The 738-nt window shown below is 77.8% G+C and carries 1 protein-coding gene; it reads right to left on the bottom strand.

Annotated elements, in window-relative coordinates; all coding sequences use genetic code 11:
* The coding region (locus E1283_RS36730) for a ComEA family DNA-binding protein (protein WP_243745363.1) at positions 1-655 on the bottom strand (655 nt) is incomplete at its 3' end.
* Positions 656-738: the final 83 nt, after the last annotated feature.

The raw sequence follows: 738 nt of genomic DNA, 5'->3' as shown, positions 1-738 counted from the left end.
GCGTGACACGGTCCCTCAGATCGGCCAGCCGCCGGTCTCCGATGCCGGAGACCTCGCCCAGCTGCTCGATGGTGGTGAACGCCCCGTTGGACTCGCGGTAGCCGATGATGTTGCCCGCCAACACCGGGCCGACGCCCGGAAGTTCCTGGAGCTGCTCGGAGGTCGCGGTGTTGATACTGATCCGGCCGCCGGCGGCCGGGGCCGGTGCGGGGGGCGGCGCGGGCCCGGCGGACGGCGGGGCGCCGACCAGGATCTGCTCGCCGTCCACCAGTGGCCTGGCCCGGTTGAGGGCGTCGGTGTCGGTGCCGGGCGCGCTGCCGCCGGCCGCCTCGATGGCGTCCGCCACCCGGGAGCCGGCGGGCAGCGAGTAGATCCCGGGCTCGGCCACCTCCCCGGCGACGTCGACCACGAGCGGGGCCGCGGCGCTCGGCGAGGGCGCGCCAGCCGAGGCGCCCGCCGAGGCGGCGGGCGAGTCGGGCGGCACGTCCGTGGGCAGGTCGGTGGGCGCGGCCGGTGGGTTCGAGGTGGCGACGGTGACGGCCTGGGGCCGGCCCGTCCAGAAGTGGTGGACGGCGAAGCCCGCCGCGACCAGCAGCAGCACGCCGAGCGCGGCCAGCGTGCGCGGTTCGAGGCCACACCGGCCCCTCAACCACACGGGCCACCGCTCCCCCATGGCCAGCCGGGCCCGCCGCCAGGCCGGGGAGCCGGCCGACGGGGAATCGACGGCCGGCGGGGAGT

It is taken from the genome of Streptomyces hainanensis, from assembly GCF_004348415.1.
Classification (GTDB): domain Bacteria; phylum Actinomycetota; class Actinomycetes; order Streptomycetales; family Streptomycetaceae; genus Streptomyces; species Streptomyces hainanensis.
Note: the sequence above shows the minus strand (reverse complement) of the source record. Positions and strands in the feature narration are given on the sequence as shown.